Source organism: Xenorhabdus mauleonii, from assembly GCF_900113945.1.
Classification (GTDB): domain Bacteria; phylum Pseudomonadota; class Gammaproteobacteria; order Enterobacterales; family Enterobacteriaceae; genus Xenorhabdus; species Xenorhabdus mauleonii.
In genome coordinates this window covers 61,134-82,739 of the sequence record NZ_FORG01000008.1, presented here as the reverse complement: position 1 = coordinate 82,739, position 21,606 = coordinate 61,134, and the positions used below count along the sequence as shown (strand labels likewise).

General features: G+C 42.2%; 12 protein-coding genes. 6 read left to right on the top strand and 6 right to left on the bottom strand.

The window, feature by feature from the left end; all coding sequences use genetic code 11:
- Window positions 1-26: 26 nt before the first annotated feature.
- The 3 genes from BM100_RS09925 to BM100_RS09915 form a co-directional block, all read right to left on the bottom strand.
- Window positions 27-9,566 (bottom strand): Ig-like domain-containing protein, encoded by a 9,540-nt coding sequence (locus BM100_RS09925; RefSeq protein WP_092510462.1) that lies wholly within the window; start codon window positions 9,564-9,566, stop codon window positions 27-29.
- Between the two features lie 622 nt (window positions 9,567-10,188).
- A complete protein-coding gene (locus BM100_RS09920; protein WP_092510461.1) occupies window positions 10,189-10,758 on the bottom strand; it encodes a HutD/Ves family protein in 570 nt (189 codons plus the stop codon).
- Between the two features lie 145 nt (window positions 10,759-10,903).
- On the bottom strand, window positions 10,904-12,325 hold the full coding sequence (locus BM100_RS09915) for an aminotransferase-like domain-containing protein (RefSeq protein WP_092510459.1): 1,422 nt from the start codon (window positions 12,323-12,325) through the stop codon (window positions 10,904-10,906).
- Between the two features lie 481 nt (window positions 12,326-12,806).
- Here BM100_RS09915 and BM100_RS09910 point away from each other — a divergent pair, with 481 nt between their 5' ends.
- The 5 genes from BM100_RS09910 to BM100_RS09890 all read left to right on the top strand — a co-directional run bounded on the left by BM100_RS09910 (window position 12,807) and on the right by BM100_RS09890 (window position 18,153).
- Window positions 12,807-14,156, top strand: coding sequence for a cytochrome ubiquinol oxidase subunit I (locus BM100_RS09910; RefSeq protein ID WP_092510457.1), 1,350 nt, complete (start codon window positions 12,807-12,809; stop codon window positions 14,154-14,156).
- Window positions 14,146-15,153, top strand: coding sequence for a cytochrome d ubiquinol oxidase subunit II (cydB, locus tag BM100_RS09905; RefSeq protein WP_092510455.1), 1,008 nt, complete (start codon window positions 14,146-14,148; stop codon window positions 15,151-15,153). Before BM100_RS09910 ends, cydB begins: the two co-directional genes overlap by 11 nt.
- Window positions 15,110-15,295, top strand: a complete 186-nt coding sequence (locus tag BM100_RS09900; RefSeq protein ID WP_092510453.1) for a DUF2474 domain-containing protein — start codon at window positions 15,110-15,112, stop codon at window positions 15,293-15,295. The genes cydB and BM100_RS09900 overlap by 44 nt, the downstream gene beginning before the upstream one ends.
- 63 nt (window positions 15,296-15,358) lie before the next feature.
- On the top strand, window positions 15,359-16,588 hold the full coding sequence (locus BM100_RS09895; RefSeq protein ID WP_092510451.1) for an ATP-binding protein: 1,230 nt from the start codon (window positions 15,359-15,361) through the stop codon (window positions 16,586-16,588).
- Window positions 16,589-16,908: 320 nt separating this feature from the next.
- Window positions 16,909-18,153 (top strand): hypothetical protein, encoded by a 1,245-nt coding sequence (locus BM100_RS09890; protein ID WP_092510449.1) that lies wholly within the window; start codon window positions 16,909-16,911, stop codon window positions 18,151-18,153.
- A gap of 120 nt (window positions 18,154-18,273) precedes the next feature.
- Here the strand turns inward: BM100_RS09890 and phoH are convergent, their stop codons facing one another.
- Window positions 18,274-19,062, bottom strand: coding sequence for a phosphate starvation-inducible protein PhoH (gene phoH, locus BM100_RS09885; protein ID WP_092510447.1), 789 nt, complete (start codon window positions 19,060-19,062; stop codon window positions 18,274-18,276).
- Between the two features lie 440 nt (window positions 19,063-19,502).
- On the bottom strand, window positions 19,503-20,489 hold the full coding sequence (locus tag BM100_RS09880; protein WP_420855342.1) for an endonuclease: 987 nt from the start codon (window positions 20,487-20,489) through the stop codon (window positions 19,503-19,505).
- A gap of 310 nt (window positions 20,490-20,799) precedes the next feature.
- Here BM100_RS09880 and BM100_RS09875 point away from each other — a divergent pair, with 310 nt between their 5' ends.
- A complete protein-coding gene (locus BM100_RS09875) occupies window positions 20,800-20,982 on the top strand; it encodes a hypothetical protein (RefSeq protein WP_092510442.1) in 183 nt (60 codons plus the stop codon).
- A gap of 155 nt (window positions 20,983-21,137) precedes the next feature.
- On the opposite strand, the gene BM100_RS09870 is transcribed toward BM100_RS09875, so the two are convergent.
- Window positions 21,138-21,575, bottom strand: a complete 438-nt coding sequence (locus tag BM100_RS09870) for a universal stress protein (protein ID WP_092510440.1) — start codon at window positions 21,573-21,575, stop codon at window positions 21,138-21,140.
- Between the last annotated feature and the right edge of the window lie 31 nt (window positions 21,576-21,606).

The following is a 21,606-nucleotide window of genomic DNA, read 5'->3' as shown; positions in this document are numbered from 1 at the left end:
AATAAGAATGACTAATCGGGGCCGAATTATTGTATCAATTCCCACTTATCATCTGTAAATTGAGTTGTCATGCCAGCAGTACCGGAATTATAAACATGCTGCTTTGTACCCCGATATTTGTATACATGGTCATTATACTTAATTTCTACAGATAACTCATATCCCCTACTACCTCTACCTCCAGTCGGCCATTGATTGTTACTATAATTCAAGTCCCAACGGTTAGCCTCATTATTCTCAAAATCATCGGTTCTATCACCTTGTATGGTAAATTTCTTGGTGTTATCGGAACGAAAAGATAGAACATCAGTAATGCTCACAGCCTCAATAGAAATATCCATAGGTGAGATCAATTTACGGCTGGAACCAAAGATCATTTTGTTTTGTTTTAGAAGATACCGCAGCGATTTAATTGGCCCCTTAGCGAAGCCCAAACGCCCCGTATAACCCTTACCAGGTTCATGCTCCTTGATTATATGCGTTTGCACACCGAAGCTTTTCCATATCTCATGAGGTTTAAGGTTTTTAATGTAGAAAGAACTCATTTCTGTTTGATTCACAGTAGAAGCGAAACCGTCTACTCTGAATCTAATAAATGCTTTCTTACCCCAATAACTTTTTTCTGGATAAAAGGAGGTTTTCATTAATCCCGATGGACGCAACCTACTAACGATGTACTTATCTTCATCGAGTAGTCTACCCCCTTCCTCAATCAACTGTACAGTTACAAGAGCAGCTTTGTCATAGTCATTAGTATGTTTGCCCAATGACCATGATACACTAATGACGTCATCTTCAAATACCGGGATCCAATCCTTATTCCCGGATTCTTCCCCCGCATTAGTTACTTTGATCGATGGTGCAACAATCTCAGGTACACCATAGATATCAACTTTATAACTCCCTTTACTATCATTATAGTAATCATTACCGGAAATATATTGAGTAATTGTTGTCGTACCCACAGACTTTACTTGCCAGTTATTGCTCATAGAGCTGTCATCCGAAATGCTTATAACGGAATGAGCACTACTTTTTGTTTTAAGCTTAACATCCGGAGGAATAGGTGAAGATGGGTTCTGCTGCAGGAGCTTGATATCCTCATCATGAATAGACCCTCTGATAATATTTCTACCAAATTCAATTTTAACTTTCCCTTTCTTCAATTGATAACGGACAGTGGCAGTGGATTTTCTAAACTGCTCAGTTCTTGGCGTTTTGATCATAATCGTCGCGGTACCTGGTTTCACAGCCTGTAATTTCCCATTTTTATCAACCTTCACGACGTTATTGTCTGAACTGGAAAATTGGGCCATTTCTAAGAAATCATCATTGTTTGCATCCGGGTTGCCAATTTCAGGTATAACTGAATACGTTATGCCATCGTTCCACTCCGCGCTAATTTGTGCATTTTGGCTTTTTAGCAACGGATTTGCCCGTTTTACATTTAATTGATAACTCGCACTGGCCATCTTGTATTGCTCAGTACTTTCTGTTTCTACCGTAATGGTTGTGTTACCTGCTTTCAACAAGGTCACATTGCCTTGGCTGTCCACCTTCGCAACGTCTGGTGCTGAACTTGACCATATTTGGCGAGCACCGGCAGGTGAATTCAGTACCTTTTGAGATTGTGGATAGTTCTTGGTATAGGTTGCCCTTACCTTTTTATGAGAGAAGTTTAGTTTTGGTATCATCTTCTCTACTTTGATGCTCAAGGTATCACCTATTTTTTGCTCATCAGCAGTAGCATGAAATTCTGCTATCCCTGAGTGACTGCCCAAAGTTACCGGAGCCGTATAAGTGCCATCTCCATGATCTTTGACTGCCCCCACCTTAACGCCGCCTAATTTATTCACCAACCCAACATTAACCTGTTGACCACTGATCGGATTGTCGTATTTGTCCAATAAAGTCACCGTCAGTATTGCTTCCTGAAGTTCATCTCCAGCCTCAATTTTCTCCAGGTTAGTTGTGAACGTTGATTTTTGCCGGTCAACCGATGAAGGCGTGACCGTCAATTCCGGCATTTTTTCATACTTTTGCCCGTCCAAAGAGGCTTCCAGCGTGAATTTCCCAATCTTAAGGGGGGTCAAGTTTATCTCTGCAATACCGAGTTCATTTGTTTGGCTCGTAGATTTTGGTTTAGGTGTGTTGTCATCAACCATGTTTGATGGCAAACGCCATGAAACCATTATGTCTTCCAATGGATTATTATTGGCATCAATAACTTTCAGTGAATAAGTCACGGAATTGCCCGCCTGCACCGGATTTTGACTGACAGTGAACGCTGTCATCTTCTTGGTTCGACTGTCACCAATAAGTTTTAGAACCGGTTTATTGAGTAACTCTGCACTATCAACAAATACCGTGAATTTCACCTCTCCACTTTTTGTTCCATTGATGGAGATAGTGTATTCCCCGGGACGAGCTTTATTTTCGATCACTTGCGAGGAAATATTGACACCACTCGCCTCTGGTGCCGTAACGTTAATCCGCGTTGATTGATTAGGAATCGCATTCTTCAACGTATCATACAATTTCGCCGTGAGCGTCGTTGTATCCTTGCCATCCGCAATGATGCTGGATTTAGATAACGTCACTTCTGACATGGCAGTATTCAGTTTACCAGGCGTAAATACCGTATTCTGAGTATACGATTTTCCGCCAGGCAGATTGACCGTGACTTTCGCCGTACCCGTTTCTTTACTGCTCAATTCGACTCTGGCAATACCGTTATTGTCCGTTAATACCCGTGTTGCGTTTAGCGATCCCTTACCTTCAATGAACCAATCGGTCTGAATATCCTTGTCAAGTGGGTTGCCATTTTCATCTGTCAATGAAATTGAATAAATAACTGTCTCACCAACAGTGACACTGTCACTCCCCTTAAGCACACCATCGACACCTTTTTTACTTAATGTAAATGGATTAGTTTCATCGGTAGCCTGAGGTTTTGCTCTGTTCGCAACTATCTCCAATTTGACAGATTGATCAATCCGCAAAGAATCAACATTAACAGTAATGTCCGTCTGCCCTGCTTTTGTCCCTTGAATGGTCGCAATATAACTTCCCGCATTATTCGGTTTGAAAACAGGGGAACCAGACCTTATTCCCAAATTATTCGTAAAGGCTAAAGTAAGATTTTCCACAGGCTCTGTCAGCGTATTGCCATACCTGTCTTTCGGGGTAAACGTGATTTGGACGTCTTCACCAGCCACCGCAACATTTTTTGAGATAGTCACCAATGAATGGGCGGCTGAAAGTGCCCCGGCCATAAAATGTGCTTGGGTTGGCGCTGTTTTCTCTTTCGTTGCCAGTATTGCAGTAACTTGCGCATCACCGGTTTGTGTACTGGTCAGCGTTACCTCTGCGATCCCATTTGCATCGGTTTGACTCGATATTGAAGACAACTCTCCCAAGGATGTTTTCCAACTCACATTTATTCCTGGCAGTGACTTATTACCATTATTATCTTGGAGCTGGGCCTGAATCACGACACTGTCCTGACCATCCGCATTCACCGTGATGGGCGATCTCTTCAGTCTGAGACCCGACTTCGGGGTTACAGCCTTGATGCCTTTCATCATGGTAACGTCAGCCAATTGCTTCGTCGCTTCATCAGCCAAAAGTTTTAGCGTTGTGTCGAAATAGAGTTGCTCGGTGATTTTCGCACGAATAACAACCGTACCTTCCTTTGTCCCCGATGGAATCGTGACATTATAAGTACCGATTGCAGACTCCTTTTGGTTATGGAATGTAATACTGCCGGCATCACCAGAGACAACTGAATATTTGATTTTGTCATTCTGCCCAGGGATTAAGTTTCCATGCTGATCTTTTAGAATCAACGTGGCTTCAGATTTCGTGGCGCCATTTGCCACAATCGACTGGGGTGATAAGGTAAAGCTGCCCTGGGCTTTCATGCCTTCGGCATCAGCTTGTGCCGAATCTGGTGAGATAGCCGTAAAAGTCACGGTATGCGTGGCTTTAATCTTATCGGTGAGGCGGGCTTCAATCACCTTTTCCCCGGCTCGGGTGCTGGAAATCTCGGTACTGGATTTCCCCTGTGCATCAATCAAGCCCTCAAACGGTGTCAATGGGTTACTGCCCGGTGAATTCCAGGTGATGTTCCTGCCAACCAAGGGGTTGTTATTTGCATCCACAACAGTTGCAATGATTTTAATAAGCTCCTGCCCATCGGCTACAGCTACATTTTTCTCACTGGTAAGTACGACTTTGGCTGTCTTCAAATCTGCCTGCGCATTAATCGTAATGCTTTGATCATTATTTGAATCGCCATAATTTGCAGTTACCGCAATGGCTCCCGCCTGGGTCGTCCGTAATATTGTCCTCGCGTATCCATTTTCATCCGTTGTACTGGTTTGGTTAATAACTGCACGACTTTTATCGACTGACCATACAACTTTTTCCCCTTTCAATGGGTTTCCATGCCCATCCAAAAGTTGAGAAACAAGCTCTACGCTGTCTTTGTCATCTGCAATAAGTGCTTCAGATTTTGATGGCGTTATTGCAGAAAGTTTTCCGGTGGATAAATCCGCTTTAAATTGGATAGGTTCTGAGGTATTTGAACTTATTTTTGAGCCTTTCTTCGCAATGGCCGTCACTTTGACATCAAATGCTTTTTTGCTGGTGATGGTGGTAACCGCCGCCCCATTTTCATCGGTTTCTGATTGAGCATTTCCAAATGCAACACTATTTTTATCGCGATCAGAAGCCCAACTCACTGTGATTGATGGCAGTGCATTGCCATGTTTATCAACTACAAGAGCTTTTAAGGTAACCGGGGTTTGACCATCCGCAATATATTTTCCAGCTGAATCCGGCTTGTTTTTACTCGCATCCAATTCCACTTTCACGACATTGGCAGTCATGTTATTCCCAATAAACAGCATGGATAACTCAGATTGCACAGTTCCAGTACTTCTGTTAATAGTTGCTGTCACCATCGTCGCCCCAGATTTAGTGCTGCTGATTGAACCCTCAACTTTCCCTGCTTTATCTGTTTTAAGCGTTTCAGACGTTATTTTTGCCTGATTATCTGCCTGAAAAGTGACCTCTGCATCAGGCAGTAAATTACCTGATTTATCCGTTACGATTGCCCTGACACGATATTTTGTTTCTCCATCTGCGATAAACTTATCGTCTTTCTTGGCAATAGAGCCATCCGGATGAATAACTTGCAAATTGCCCTCTGCAATCTGTGCGGTTTTTTCATCCGGCACAAAGGTCACCTCGACCGGATATTCCTGCCCGCCCACTTCCAGCGTCACGGTGGTTACTCCCGCCTGGGTATTGGTGAGTGAAACTGTTAACTGCCCGTTGGCACCAGTCTGGCCTTCCTGTGCCATTACCCCGCCATGATCGGCGGTTGACTTGACCGTGTAGCCGGGGATGGGATTGCCAAATTCATCCACTACCATCAAGGCGATTTGATGCGGTGACACATTGTCCGCCGGCACGTCTTTCGTCAACACCTTCAGTTGGTCAAGTTTGATCTGGGCGGTTTTTTCATCCGGCATAAAGGTCACCTTGACCGGATATTCCCGCCCGCCCACGTCCAACGTCACGGTGGTCACCCCCGCCTGGGTATTGGTGAGTGAAACCGTTAACTGCCCGTTGGCATCAGTCTGGCCTTCCTGTGCCATTTTCGCGCCATGATCGGCGATTGACTTGACCGTGTAGTCAGGGATCGGGTTGCCAAATTCATCCACTACCATCAAGGCGATTTGATGCGGTGACACATTGTCCGCCGGCACGTTTTCCGTCAACACCTTCAGTTGGTCAAGTTTGATCTGCGCGGTTTTTTCATCCGGCATAAAGGTCACCTTGACCGGATATTTCCGCCCACCCACGTCCAGCGTCACGGTGGTCACCCCCGCCTGAGTATTGGTGAGTGAAACCGTTAACTGCCCGTTGGCATCAGTCTGGCCTTCCTGTGCCATTGCCGCGCCATGATCGGCGGTTGACTTGACCGTGTAGCCGGGGATGGGATTGCCAAATTCATCCACTACCATCAAGGCGATTTGATGCGGTGACACATTGTCCGCCGGCACGTTTTCCGTCAACACCTTCAGTTGGTCAAGTTTGATCTGAGCGGTTTTTTCATCCGGCATAAAGGTCACCTTGACCGGATATTCCTGCCCGCCCACTTCCAACGTCACGGTGGTCACCCCCGCCTGAATATTGGTGAGCGATACCGTTAACTGCCCGTTGGCATCAGTCTGGCCTTCCTGTGCCATTGCCGCGCCATGATCGGCGGTTGACTTGACCGTGTAGCCGGGGATCCGGTTGCCAAATTCATCCACTACCGTCAAGGCGATTTGATGCGGTGACACACCGTCCGCCGGCACGTTTTCCGTCAACACCTTCAGTTGGTCAGGTTTGATCTGCGCGGTTTTTTCATCCGGCATAAAGGTCACCCCGACCGGATATTCCTGCCCGCCCACCTCCTGCGTCACGGTGGTCACCCCCGCCTGAGCATTGGTGAGCGATACCGTTAACTGCCCGTTGGCATCAGTCTGGCCTTCCTGTGCCATTTTCGCGCCATGATCGGCGGTTGACTTGACCGTGTAGTTAGGGATCGGGTTGCCGGATTTATCTGCCACGGTAAGGGCGATTTGATGCGGTGACACATCGTCCGCCGGCACGTTTTTCGTCAACACCTTCTGTTGGCCAAGGTGAATCTGCGCGGTTTTTTCATCCGGTATAAAGGTCACCCCGACCGGATATTCCTGCCCGCCCACGTCCAACGTCACGGTGGTCACCCCCGCCTGGGTATTGGTGAGCGAAACCGTTAACTGCCCGTTGGCATCAGTCTGGCCTTCCTGTGCCATTTCCGCGCCATGATCGGCGGTTGACTTGACCGTGTAGTCAGGGATCGGGTTGTCAAATCCATCCACTACCTTCAAGGCGATTTGATGCGGTGACACACCGTCCGCCGGCACGTTTTCCGTCAACACCTTCAGTTGGTCAGGTTTGATCTGAGCGGTTTTTTCATTCGGCATAAAGGTCACTTTGACCGGATATTCCTGCCCGCCCACGTCCAGCGTCACGGTGGTCACCCCCGCCTGAGCATTGGTGAGCGAAACCGTTAACTGCCCGTTGGCATCAGTCTGGCCTTCCTGTGCCATTTTCGCGCCATGATCGGCGATTGACTTGACCGTGTAGTCAGGGATCGGGTTGTCAAATCCATCCACTACCGTCAAGGCGATTTGATGCGGTGACACATTGTCCGCCGGCACGTTTTCCGTCAACACCTTCAGTTGGTCAAGTTTGATCTGAGCGGTTTTTTCATCCGGCATAAAGGCCACCTTGACCGGATATTCCCTCCCACCCACGTCCAGCGTCACGGTGGTCACCCCCGCCTGGGTATTGGTGAGCGAAACCGTTAACTGCCCGTTGGCATCAGTCTGCCCTTCCTGTGCCATTACCGCGCCATGATCGGCGGTTGATTTGACCGTGTAGTCAGGGATGGGATTGCCAAATTCATCCACTACCATCAAGGCGATTTGATGCGGTGACGCACCGTCCGCCGGCACGTTTTTCGTCAGTACCTTCAGCTGGTCAGGTTTGATCTGAGCGGTTTTTTCATTGGCTTTCGTCACTACATGGGCAAAAGAAAAAGCAACGTTTCTGCTGAACGGCGTTAACTTCAACCTTTCAGGACGTGTACCGGCAGTGACTTTAAGAGCATACTTCGCCACACCAATACGCTGGAAAGCAGAAATTTGAATAGATTGATTGGCTGCAGATGAGGCTGTTTCATTTTTACCTGAGGATTGCCCTGTCGATCGGCGATCTTGCGTTCTATGTTCAGGTTCAACCTGAAGATTCAGCTCTTGAACATCAACATCAACCGGTAAGTTATTTCGATCTCTGATCTCCAGTATCACTTGCCTAGTACTTTTGCCATCGGTAGGCATCACAATTTTTTCTGGCAAAAACAGGCTGTGGGCTTTATCTATCGCCGCTGAAGAGACAATAACCTGAAGGGAAACACGAGATGAACGATTACCTTTTTTATCGATGGCAACCGCAGAAATTTGATAAGTATTTTTCGCATTTTTACCATATTGATAATGTGGCAAAAGAATATGGTAATCATGATGCTCTTTTTCAATCACGTTACCGCCATTCTTCATTAATGAAGCAAAATTCCAATCAATGCGCTCTAAACCATATTTTGAGGTTACAGAAACTTTTAACGGTTTTTCTTCACCCGCATATCCGTTGATTTCTTTATCTAACTGTAACCGAATAACTTCCTTCTTCTGATAATCCAGAATAATATTATTGTTTCTCTCAACAAAGCTGTAGCGATTATTTGCTAATGTGCGTAGTTGAGGAACGGCATCAGTTGAAATTTGTTTCGACCACGGCATACCGAATTGATAATTTATCTGAAGATTTAAATTTGTGTCATTCTGGCCCGAATTACCTTGCTTTCTTTCAACACCAAAAGTAATTAACGGCACCGGCGTATACGTAATGCCCGCAGTCAATGCCTGAGGATTATTCTGGCGTTTGTCGTTGCCAAATAACGCCACTTCATTACCATAATACTTTTCATACATTAATTTTGCGCCCAATTGAGGGTAATATTTAAAATACCCTTCGGCGCGAATATCCCAACCATTCGCCGGTCGTGCACGATAATCTTCTATATCCGGCGTATCTTTCCAATTACTGATTTTCAAATAGCCATTAGCACTCAGTTTTAAATAATCGCGCCAATATTCGACCCCAAGGCCAATACGGGAATGACTTCTTGATAAATCATGGTCAAAAAATACATTATTGCCATACATATATTCCGGCGTGAAATGACGCCATCCCAAGCCTAAATTAACCTGCGTCCTGCCATCGGTTTTATGCAGGCTGCTTTGATTAAAGATAAGATTTTCCTTTTGTTCCCACAAAGGGAAAAGCAAATCAAATTGACTCCCTGACAACGAAAATTTCTTATCAACATTAAGTTGAACGCGGGCATTACCCATTTTTTTAAGCCATTGCTCAATTTCGCCATTAGCTTTACTGACGAGGGATGAACGGACGAGATCCGTTGCGGTATGAATATTGGGGTCGTTTGTTAAAAACTGCCCTGTTTGTTTAACAGCATGGGCCAGCTGATTTTCTTGCCCTGTCGGTTCTTGTTTTGTTGTTTCTTGTTTTGCTGTTTCTTGCTGGGTATCAGGTAATTTCAGCCATTTTTTTCTCGCAGGAATAACAATATGTTTTCCTGATGTTAACAAGGTATTATCATTAAATAATGAAAGTTGTGGATTGGCAGCTTTTATTTCGTCAATTGCTACATTGAACTTTTTGGCGATATCATTCAAAGTTTCATTTTTCTGAACGATATACCTTTGGATTGCCGGCACCGTTACTGATTCATTTTCAATTTGTTCACCTGTGTTGGCTGCCATAGCCGGAGAAAAACTGACAATAACAGGAAATAATGATTGAAAGGCTATATTCATCCATGCAATACGACGAATAAAACTCGTGTTATTAATAGCAGTTTCTAACCTATTCTCTTTATCCATAACTCCACTCAAATAAATAATTCTGGCAAATAAAAAACATGATATTTAATCAGGTGAAGCTTTTTATATGAAAATCAAATGAGTTTCAATAATTACAAAAGTAAACTTGCAAATCCCACCAGCTAAAAAGTGAGAAAACTCTATGTAAATTTATCTATTTACATACTAAAGAGTTGTTTCATTAGCATTATTGGGATAAAAAATAAAAAATTAAAAAAATTTTTTCATTTAAAAACAATAAATATATTTTAATCTATGAATTGACTTAAACCCATTCATACATAAAATATAATAAGCCGACTTAATTTATTCTCTGCGTTAGGATAAGTCCTAAATACTCATACAAAAAAAACCTATTTCCTTAATAAATTAATTCTATTATGGAAACATTTTCGTTCACATAATGCTTTTATTTCACAGAATAAATAGACATATACGCGTCGTACTTCAAGGTGCATGTATTATCATCCCGCGACGCGGGATGATAATACATTGCTTCCTGAAACTTGGAGTTAATAGGATATATAATGTCATTGGTACCAATTAAAAACTCCCTTCAAAAGGCGACTTGATATCAAACCAAGTCGCTTATTTGATGATATTCAATATCGAGTTAGTTAATTTATTCAAAAGGACGCAAATCCACCCACAATAGCTGGCTGTCAGCAACCAACGGTTTAATCGTTCCCTCTCGTATATCCGGCAACCACCATGCCCCCTGCCCAAAAGCAAGCTGGACACACTCTGAACCACTCATTTCCCAGCGGCCTTTTAAAACGTATAGAACACCGCTATGCAATGTAGGCAATGAACGTTCGTCTGAAACCACCGAGATTTCAGAAACCCAACATGAACGACGTGTCATGATATTGAAACACTGAACGGAGCCATCCAGCAATTCAACGTGCCCCCGTATATCACCCGAAAAATGGAATGGCTCCATTTTTTTTACTAAATCATGCTCCAGATATCCTGGGCTGGTTAGGCGAATGCCTTTTCCTTTCAATAGAATAATAGAACGATCAATGTCAGGATATTGTCCTAAATTTCCACTTTTATGGATGGTTGTGAAGCAAGCTCTCCAAGCAAAATCATCCGAAACAGGCCAGCAGACGATGTCTCTGGTTTCGCCTTTCCCTTCAGACCATTGCTCTCTTGGTAACGTTGCATAATCAAAACATTTCATTTTCATGCCACTCCTTTACTACTTTATATTCTGTTTACAACACCAAAAGATGGTTATGGTTAATGTCGATACCCTTGGGTCGAATTGTTAACAGAAACATTCGCAAATAATTACCCTGACGACAATATCCAAATGATTGAAATGTGATTGATTACCCGCATTCTCGCAAAAGTGCATGACATAATCCCCCCAGTTCTTTCATTGCCAAAGCCTGGGTTTCATTCCATGCAAATGAAGTATTCAGACGAAAAGCATGATCAAATTGGGAACTGGTAGAGAACATGCTGCCCGGCGCAATGCTGATATTTTTAGCCAGCGCCAGTTTATATAATCGGTTGGCATTGAAAGGGGGTTCAAATTCCAGCCAAAGGAAATAACCGCCACGGGCGCTGTTCACTTTCACCGATTGAGGAAAATAGTCGCTGATTGCACGCAACATCTGACTTTGCAGCTGCTCCAGTTGCCGTCGCAACCGCCGCAGATGATTGTCATACCCGCCCTGCGTCAGATAATCCGCAATTGCCAGTTGCGTCGGCGTACTGGCTGACACGGTGCTCATTATCTGTAATTGCTGAATTTTCTTCGCATGTTTCCCGGCGGCTACCCAACCCACTCGATAACCGGGCGCAAGACATTTTGAAAATGACGAGCAGTGCATGAAATTATTTTCTGTATCCCATGCTTTTATTGGCTCCGGAGGCTCTTGCCCGAAATACAGTTCGCTATATACATCATCTTCAACCAAAGCGATTTGATTCTGGTTCAGAATTTCCACCAGCCGCTGTTTATGCTTGGTAGGCATCGTGCTGCAAAGCGGATTCTGAAAACGCGACATCAGCCAACAAGCTTTAATCGGATATTTTTGTACAATCTCTTCCAATGAATCCAAATCAATGCCTGTATGGGGATCCGTTTTAATCGCAATGGATTTCAAGCGTAATCGCTCTATCGCCTGCAATGCGCCATAAAAAGCCGGCGATTCAATCACTACCCAATCTCCCGGTGAAGTCACTGATTGCAAGCTGAAACTTAATGATTCCATTGCTCCCGCAGTAATGACAATCTCGTCCGGCGAAACATGGATGCCATAAGACGCGTAGCGGCGTGAGATGTTACGACGTAACTTTTCATTACCCGGGGGCAAATTAGCCAGTGAACTGTGCGGGACAAATCGGCGGGCAACGGAAGCCAATGTTTTTGATAACTTAGGCTCCACCAGCAATGAAGGATCGGGAAATGCCGAACCGAAGGGAATAATTTGCGGGTCTTTGCATGCCTGCAATACATCGAAAATAGAAGCGCTGATCTCGACATTTTCACTTAAATTCAGCCCCTTCCCTCCCTTTGCCGCAGCAAAAGGTTTCAGTCGCATAGCGACGTAATATCCTGATTGAGGCCGCGCTACGACCCATCCTTGGCTTTCCAGCAACTGATAGGCTTGCAATACTGTCATCAAGCTCAATCCTGACGATTTCACCGTCTCCCGCAGTGATGGCAACCTATCCCCCACTTGCCAGATATCATCTTCTATTTGCTGGCGAATCATGCCAGCTAACTGTTCGTAACGCGTCATATGTCTAGCCTTTTCTTAAATTGTTATATCAAATAATAAGAAAATTAAAAGTGTTATACATTATATGATAAGAAACAGAAACCACTCTATGTTTTTAATAAAATCTCTAAAGAAAAATCCTCATGCTTTAATTGTTATGAAGTATTATTCACTTTTAATATTTATTAATAAGTTATTTTACACAGACAATAATTTCTTCATTCATTATTGTATCGCGCCATTAATGTGATTTATTTTCTTATTGCTTCACTCATAAAATCACTTGCGTAATTATTAATAAGTTATTTATAAGCAACCAACATTCTTTATATATTCCATCGTTATTTATTAATAAAAAACTGTTATAGACAAAAAATAAGAAATTGTAACTATTATACCTATAACTGCTATGTTTTACTTACCTGCACTTTTCAACTTCGTTTACCTATATACCAATAAATTTGTTTACTCACTTACTAATAGATTTAAACAAGGGGTCACTATGTTCGGATTAAATGCCCTTGAACTTGCAAGGATACAGTTTGCCTTTACGGTTTCTTTTCACATCATCTTTCCTGCCATTACGATCGGTCTAGCCAGCTTTTTAGCGGTATTGGAAGGCTTGTGGCTTAAGACGCGCAATACAGACTACAAGGTGTTATACCATTTCTGGTCAAAAGTTTTCGCAGTTAATTTCGGCATGGGAGTAGTTTCCGGCTTGGTTATGGCTTACCAATTCGGTACCAACTGGAGCTTTTTCTCTGATTTTGCCGGTTCCATTACAGGCCCTTTATTAGTTTATGAAGTGCTGACCGCATTTTTCCTTGAAGCAGGCTTTCTTGGTGTTATGTTGTTTGGCTGGCACCGGGTTGGTGAAAAACTGCATTTTTTCGCAACCTGCATGGTGGCGCTTGGAACGATCATTTCCACATTCTGGATTTTGGCCTCCAACAGTTGGATGCAAACACCGCAAGGCCATGAACTCATTAACAACCAAATTGTTCCGGTTGATTGGTTGGCCGTGATTTTCAATCCCTCCTTTCCTTATCGCTTGCTGCATATGACTACCGCGGCATTTCTCTCCTCGGCATTTTTTGTTGCCGCATCCGCAGCCTGGCATCTGCTAAAAGGCAATGACTCATCAGCCATGCGGAAAATGCTGTCAATGGCCATGTGGATGATCCTGATTGTCGCACCGTTACAGGCCCTGATTGGTGACATGCATGGCTTGAATACCTTGGAACACCAGCCGGCCAAAATCGCCGCAATGGAAGGACATTGGGAAAATCCTCCCGGAGAAGCCACGCCTTTAATTTTGTTTGGCATTCCCAATCAAGAAACCGAAGAAACACGTTATGCAATCAAGATCCCATACCTTGCCAGCCTGATCCTGACACATAGTCTGGATAAGCAAGTTCCGGCACTGAAAGAATTTTCACCGGAAGATCGCCCAAATGTGCTTATGGTATTTTGGTCATTTCGTGTCATGGTCGGTCTGGGGATTTTGATGATTTTCGCCGGATTCTGGGGGCTATGGCTACGCCATAAAAAACGGCTGTATGAAAATCGCCTCTTTCTCCGTTTCATGCTTTTGATGGCGCCTTCAGGCCTTATCGCAATCCTTGCAGGTTGGTTTACGACAGAAATTGGTCGTCAACCTTGGGTTGTGTATGGCCTGTTGCGCACCAAAGATGCGGTATCAGCACATGGCGATATCCACATGAGTATCAGCCTGCTGATTTTCTTCGCCGTTTACGGCTGTGTTTTCGGCGTCGGTTATGCCTATATGATGAAACTTATCCGTAAAGGCATTAAACAAAATTCCATTGAGGAGCCAGCCAATGGGTATTGATCTTTCTCTCATTTGGTTTCTGATTATCATATTCAGCATCATGATGTATATCGTAATGGATGGCTTTGACCTCGGCATCGGTATTTTATATCCGCTGGTCAAAAATAAATCCGATCGCGACTTGATGATGAATTCCGTCGCTCCCGTTTGGGATGGCAATGAGACTTGGCTGGTATTGGGCGGCGCGGGGTTATTCGGCGCGTTTCCTTTGGCTTATGCCATCATTTTAGATGCACTGACAATCCCCCTCACAATCATGCTGTTGGGCCTGATATTTCGTGGAGTTGCGTTTGAATTTCGTTTCAAGGCAACGCCCGAGCATCAGCATTTTTGGGATAAGGCATTTATTGGCGGCTCAATAGTGGCGACTTTTATGCAGGGCGTGGTCGTCGGAGCTGTCATCGAAGGTTTTCCTGTCGAGAACCGCGTCTATACCGGCGGTTATTTTGATTGGCTGGCACCCTTCCCGCTCTTTTGCGGATTCGGCCTTGTCGTTGCTTATGCTCTGCTGGGATGCGGCTGGCTGGTAATGAAAACCGAGGAGCATCTGCAAAAACAAATGTATCGAGCCTTGCGCCCTCTGACTTTGGTAATGTTCATCAGTATAGTCATCATTAGCATTTGGACACCCCTTGCCCATCCAGCCATTGCTGAACGCTGGTTCAGTTTGCCAAACCTGTTTTTCTTCATGCCAGTACCCTTACTGATTTTTTGGTCAAGCTGGCAATTAATGAAAGCGAGCCAACGCACCAGCCATTACACGCCTTTCCTGACAGCCTTATTAATGATTTTCATGGGTTTCAGCGGATTGGGGATCAGCATCTGGCCAAATATCATACCGCCTTACATCAGCTATGAGGAGGCAGCCTCTCCATCGCAATCGTTAGGTTTTATGCTCGTTGGCGCATTGTTCATTATCCCTATCATCCTGACTTACACTTTCTGGAGCTACTATGTCTTTAGAGGAAAAATCAATCACAACCAAAACTACCACTGAAACCCAAAACACCCATTCTTCGTTATGGAAACGTTTAGTTTGGATGGTAACAATTTGGCTTTGCAGCGTACTGACGCTGTATGTTGTTTCCCGATTGTTTCGTACTTTAATGACGATGGCAGGCATGAAAATCGGGCAATAATTAACCCTTTTTAATTAATTAAGCTAAGGTTTTGATCAGGGCAACAGGAGAATTGTTTAACTGATGAAAACCTTTTTTGGCAATCCAGCGGCATTCACAGGCTGGCTGTGTGGCGCAGCTATCGCCATCAATTTGTTTGTTCTCCTGTTATTGGGATTCAGTACCCCACTCACGTTGCTTGAAAAGCTGTGGGTGGCATTTAACATTCTGGGTACATTCTATTTGCTGGTTTTACTGCACAGGGCGAATTTAATTGGGCTACGGGTAACGCTGTTCACCACACAGGAACAACGTAAAATAGCTATCTTAAAACAAGAAAAAAAGTACCTTCGTTTCCTCATATTCGCTCACTCACAACTTAACCTGAATACTTCATTATCCGATAATTTTCACATAGTGTTTTCCCATCTGAATCAACTGATTTCTTTTGATGAAGTCAGGGTCATTCTTTATCATCCACAAAAGAGATACTATTTTGAATATCCGAATGATACTTCAAATAACCACCTGTCACGGATGCTAAAGTGGGATTTATATGATAAACATACGTTCCACGGAATGGTTCAAATCCTTATTCATCAAGATCGGAATCTGTCTATTTATGAACGAAATTTAATTCAAGCCGTTGTTGATGCACTGGCAAAACACCTGTCACTCAAAAAAACCGTACGCCTGCAAATAAAACAGAGCATCGCAGATGACCGAAAGGCCATTTCCAGAGAATTACATGATACTGTCGCACAATCATTTCTGTTCTTGAAGATTCAAATAAACAGCCTGCACTTTCGCACCGATAAATTCTCTCGCCAAGGATTGATTGCGTTAAGAATGATCAAGGAGGAACTTGATATTGCAGGCCAACAATTCAGGGAGATGCTGGTTTCACTCCGAACGGAAAAAAATCATTATGATTTACATGAATCACTGAAAACATTAATTAAAGAATTCAACAATAGGCTAGGATTTGATATTGATTTACATTATCGAATCACTCATCAGGTTATTCCCATTGGTCATAGCCGACATATAATACAAATTATCAGAGAAGCCTTGAATAACTGTTATAAACATTCATCTGCAAGCTGGGTATGTATCCGCATCTATCCTATAGGAAAGAAAATCATTATCGTTATTAGTGACAATGGCCGCGGTATTCCTAAAAAATTAGCGGAGCGGGAACAATTTGGACTGGCCATTATGCGCGAACGTGTATCCCTGATGTCAGGCCAATTGAAAATCAAAAAACCTAAAAAAGGCGGAACCGAAATCGAAATTCAGTTTACATTGCCTTGAAGTTAATTTATTTTCCATCATAATAGCGATATAAACGATAGGTTAGTTGGTTTAAAAAAATACGTCACATACAAACAAAAATTCAGAAAAACACCATTTTATTAATAATGAAATAAAATCACCAGGCTTTTTTAATAAAATTATTTAATTTTATTCCCAACATTACACATAGTATGAACCAATAGCTCTCCTGTTTAATATATATACTCTATTAACTCCAAGTTTCAGGAAGCAGCGTATTATCATCCCGCGTCGCGGGATGATAATACATGCACCTTGAAGTACGGTGCGTATACATAAACCCAGCTTGAGAAAATTAAATGAGAAAGAATATTATTGTTGTTTTTGGACTTGATGAACATCGCCAAAGTTACTTGAGGCAATTATATTTATGCAAAAAAAAGCATGAAGATGAAAATGTATATATAACTATTAATGATTTGAACCAAGCCATAGGAATTTATGCGACCAAAGATGATAACTTTTCCGCAATCAAGGAATTCGTAAACTCTGGTTATGATAAAAGCGATTTAGTGAGAAATAAAAACAATGCAGAAAATTTAATTAATGAATTTTACTGCTCTTTATGGGATACCCTTGGCCTTCAAGAGAATCTTATCAAGAGATGCAACAGGCAAGTAAAAATTGAGGCAATTCAAAATGCAACAGGGTTAAGCAATCACGAAATTATCTATTTATTGAAAAGTTGGTGTGGTTTTTTAAATGTTCATTCAAGACAGTTGTCATTACATAAAACACTTGACAGAAGAAATAAAAATGAAAACAAAGTGGGTGTAAATAAAACTTACAATAACTACCGAGCCGGTTTTCTTGCAAAAAATTCTTTTTATGATGGAAAAAGAACTTTTCTACAAAAATACGGTGCAATAGGCAAAGAAGACCCCAATAATCCACAAAGCATATCAGAATTGTTGACCGCCCAAAAAGGTTGTAAATATTATGAGGGGTTTACCAGAAGAAGGAATGGTAATAATTTCTTCACTTCATCCATTTATAATAATTATAATATTGAAAATAAAGACTACTTTTCTCATGTCTTTGATTCATTCCTAGAAAGTGACAGAGCTGGTTTTGCCGCGCTGGCAAACCTTGATAAAATGATGAGTGATCGGCTAGAGAAACATAAATTCAATAGAGATGACCTAATGAAGAATCGCTTTCAGGATAATGAAGATTACCATTATACATCTATTATTAGTAAAAGTTTCTTAACAGCATTTTTTAGAAAAACATCTAAATTAGCAATTGATTGGGTTGAAAAGGAAGCTGGTATTGAAAACTCGCCCATCAAGGGACTGAGGTTTTATATGAAAGGATATAGCCCTTCAAATAATGTTGATAATAATATTAATGAGGGAAACTTCCACCATCAATGGAGACATGCCGGTTATAAAGACATTGGGTCGCCTAATCATATCTCTCCAATAACCTATTCAGAATTGAGGCGAGTAAATAAACTGACAAAAAACAATAAAGAACATCATATAGAAAAGGAATATATTGATAAATTTGAAAGCGCCAGAAAATACCTTGCCACCTTATAGATATCACATACATATTTATAATCCATTAGCACACAATTGTTAATTATTGGACAGAAGGCAAATCACGCCTGCCTCACTCCTTGATATAATAAGGAGTGAGGCATTTGCAATTAAAAATGATTAATCATACGCGGCCAGCGCTTTTTGACATAACGTGGAACGTACACAATCTTGTTGAGAAAAATGAATAACACTGATGTCTTCATCATTAGAAAATCTGTCCAATGCATCCTGCAACCCCGATGTTATGTTTTCAGGTAAATCACACTGACTAATATCGCCATTAACAATCACGGTTACGTTTTCTCCCAGTCGGGTCAGGAACATTTTCATTTGGTTGGTGGTCACGTTTTGTGCTTCATCCAAAATAACAAATGCATTTTCAAATGTCCTTCCCCGCATATAAGCAAAGGGGGCTATTTCTACTTTACCAATTTCAGGGCGCAGGCAATATTGTAGAAATGATGTCCCCATGCGTTTCAATAACACGTCATATACCGGGCGGAAATAAGGCGCAAATTTTTCGGCCATATCTCCCGGCAAAAAACCGAGATCTTCTTCCGCCTGTAATACCGGACGCGTCACAATAATTTTATCAACCTCTTTATTAATTAAGGCATTAGCAGCCATCGCTGTACTAATGTAAGTTTTGCCACACCCTGCTTCCCCATTGGCAATAATAAGTTGCTTGTGATTAATTGAGCGCATATAGCGATATTGAGTTTCAGTTCGTGGCAAAATTTCCGAGGTATCCCGGCTCTCGCGAGCCATCCCTATCGCTTCAACACCCCCAATCTGCACCAGTGAGGTCACATTATCACTGTCCCGATAACGCGACTGTTTCATATCTTTTTTTAACATCCGTCTGACTTCACGGCGAGATTTAATCACTGCTTTCTGTCTACCCATAGTCGCACACCTTATCGTTAGATTCGCACTTGCGGTGTTCTATCATTGATAGAATAACTGCGTTATCGCTTTATCTCTTCCAAGCTATCGCCTAGAGGCGGTTACTTGAAACCTATTGGGTATTTCCGAACAGACAGGAGCTCCCTTTTAAGCTCATTAAGGCCCATAAAAAAAACCGGCACCAAGATCGCTATTTTATCGATAGCATTAATCTTAATTGCCGGTTTCTAACCAAGAATGCAGTTCTAGTTTCTGTCATTAGCATCCCTCATATCTTCCGTTTTCTTTAATCTAATATAACGGACTATAATTTCAGTATAATGACAGTTTTTTATTTATGACAAGGTTTGCACTAAAATTTCACTGAAAAACTTTGTCACTTTTCGCTGAAAACGCAGTTGAAGAACGCTCAAAAAGCAACTAATAATCATGATATTGAATTATTTTTTGCAGTTGCCGGCCAAATGATATCCCGCCCTTTTGGCTTCGCTTTCTGTCCGGAAATATACTGCATTTTTATCCGCTACTCTCTTATAACCAGAACAGTGCGCTAAGTGATATATTTGACTCGTTTTATTCCCTTTTATCATCTCATTCGGTGCTGTTTTTGCAGCGGCCTTTTTGCCTGATGCCTGATTGCCCGCCGCATGCAGGCTATTTTGCTGCGCTGCGCCAGAAGTTGCCACCAACCCCTGACCTGAATTTTTGTGCCCCAATTCCCATTTTTTGTTGCCAGTCACGAATGGATTGTGATGACCCATAATTCGGGCAATGCGATTATCCCTGTCGCGTTCCCACGCATCCACGGGATATTGGCGATCCCATGCCATCATTAATTGCTGCTGTTGGCGTGACATCGCTAAGTTATAGCGATCGTGCATATAGAAGTAGACTCTGGCTACCATTCCTTTCACTTTATCGCGTGGTTCAAACAAGCGTGATTTAAAATCTACCTTGCTGCTGCATGCCCCGTACATGTTTGGTGTATTTCTGGCAACCATGCCATAACCAAAATTACTGCGATCACCATTCACTTCCCCAATTGAAGGCGCCAGATTGTGCATATCCGACTCCATCATGCGAAATACCGGATCAGTATCAACACAGTTTTTCCTGCCGCCATCTTGCCAGCATTGGCGCTGGTGCCCAAACACCCATGCAGGAACCATATGTTCCCACTCAATGCGTTCCGCCCTTGCTTGTTGAGATCTCACATGATAGCCACAAGAGGCCAAATCAACACGCCCGCCACTTTTGCCGACCCACTGCCAATCACAGCCACAATACAGTGTGCCAACGCCCGATTTCGTCTGACCTTCATAGACATTTTTTCTAGACTCTACTTTGGCTTGCTCAAAGTTACTTGGAATACTCCATGCACCGAAAGATACAACCAATCCGAAAACCAAAAGATAACGCGACCACAAGCCAATTTTACTCTTCAAAATATTACCTATTTATTTATTGTACATAACATCCGGCTATTATCCTGCCTGACAATTCCCTGCAATGACAAACTTTATTCTCTGTTTTTTTCTCAACCATTTCCTTAACAATAAAGATGAAATCAATTCATTATTTGAATTAATTAATATTAATATGACTTAATACACGATACAGTGACTTTTATTGCGTTGTTAAGCGCCAAAACATCACGCTTATTAAACTATTGAATTATCATTATTTGAGTAATATTAAACCAATGTTTTAAATATTCATTTGAATTTGTTGGAATAAATGACCATTAGCACTAAAACCGAACAACTTGAACAAGAATTATTGCAAGTTGTAAAGAAATATTCAGGGAATGAAGAAGTGACAGTCATTACTACTAACAATTCAGAAAATAATTTACAAATTCAGGTTGTCATCGCTGGAAAAAACCAATTAGATATTACTCTGAATTCGTTTTCTGATTAAGTAAAATTTCTCTGTCTCTACACGTCATTAAATTGAATCATTAACCAATAAAGGATAATGATTTTTAATTGATAAAAAATAACCGTGCTATTTTGCACGGTTTTTATAGAAAGGAGTAAAACTATCCAAAATTAAACCATCCCGGGTGAGAAAAGTTATCTCACAACCAATACCGAAATGTCAGCATAGCCTACAATACCTGACGCATTAGACCCCAACAGATGGGTTGAAATATCAGGCCGGCGTGATCCAACAATAATCAAATCAGCGCCGATTTCACGGGCTGTAGACAGTACTTTGTCTCGTGGGGAGCCAAAGGCAACAGAGAATGATACTTTATCCTTAGGTAAATTAATTCGTTCTACGACTTTTTTCAGTTCTTCTTCAGAATTCGCAATTGCTTTTTTGGCAAAGGCGCTTAATAAATCATAATGGTAGCTATAACTCACTGAAAATCTTGAGATATCTGGCACTGAATGAAACAAGTGGATTTTTGCATTGGATATTCTGGCCAAATATTCTGCATGCTTAATGGCATTATCAGTTAAGTCGCTTTCTGAAATATCGATTGGAACTAGAATCATATTATACATATACACTCCCCTGTATCGGTTCTAACTGTTA

Coding starts and splice junctions, on each gene's coding strand:
- BM100_RS09920 (WP_092510461.1), bottom strand. CDS start 10,758: ATGAAAATGAAATGTTTTGATTATGCAACGTTACCAAGAGAGCAATGG.
- BM100_RS09895 (WP_092510451.1), top strand. CDS start 15,359: ATGAAAACCTTTTTTGGCAATCCAGCGGCATTCACAGGCTGGCTGTGT.
- BM100_RS09870 (WP_092510440.1), bottom strand. CDS start 21,575: ATGTATAATATGATTCTAGTTCCAATCGATATTTCAGAAAGCGACTTA.
- phoH (WP_092510447.1), bottom strand. CDS start 19,062: ATGGGTAGACAGAAAGCAGTGATTAAATCTCGCCGTGAAGTCAGACGG.
- BM100_RS09900 (WP_092510453.1), top strand. CDS start 15,110: ATGTCTTTAGAGGAAAAATCAATCACAACCAAAACTACCACTGAAACC.
- cydB (WP_092510455.1), top strand. CDS start 14,146: ATGGGTATTGATCTTTCTCTCATTTGGTTTCTGATTATCATATTCAGC.
- BM100_RS09890 (WP_092510449.1), top strand. CDS start 16,909: ATGAGAAAGAATATTATTGTTGTTTTTGGACTTGATGAACATCGCCAA.
- BM100_RS09925 (WP_092510462.1), bottom strand. CDS start 9,566: ATGGATAAAGAGAATAGGTTAGAAACTGCTATTAATAACACGAGTTTT.
- BM100_RS09910 (WP_092510457.1), top strand. CDS start 12,807: ATGTTCGGATTAAATGCCCTTGAACTTGCAAGGATACAGTTTGCCTTT.
- BM100_RS09875 (WP_092510442.1), top strand. CDS start 20,800: ATGACCATTAGCACTAAAACCGAACAACTTGAACAAGAATTATTGCAA.
- BM100_RS09915 (WP_092510459.1), bottom strand. CDS start 12,325: ATGACGCGTTACGAACAGTTAGCTGGCATGATTCGCCAGCAAATAGAA.